This is a genomic window from Gilvimarinus sp. 1_MG-2023 (genome assembly GCF_030548285.1).
On the sequence record NZ_JAUOSC010001661.1, the window covers coordinates 1 to 238 of the forward strand.

Annotated in this window: 1 pseudogene; it reads right to left on the reverse strand. The window is 59.2% G+C overall.

The features are described from left to right. Positions 1-238 (reverse strand): annotated as a pseudogene (locus tag Q4563_RS22430) (hypothetical protein); the annotation flags it as partial.

A 238-nucleotide genomic window follows, 5' to 3' on the forward strand; every position in this document is an offset into this window, starting at 1 on the left:
GTTTCAGGCGTTGCTGGCCCAGGCTGTCAATATGGAAGCTGTGCTGGTTGGCGCTGTCCATTTGTTGCGCCAGTGCCTGCATGTCATCCAGCAAGGCCAGGCCCCATTGCTGCAGGTTGCGCTCTTGCCCTTGACTGAGCAGCGTCAGGCCCGGCTCCCGGCCGCGCATGACCGTGCGCTGTTGATTGGTCTGTATCTGCAGATATTCGTCATCTTCAATGGTGTCGCTGGACTGCAG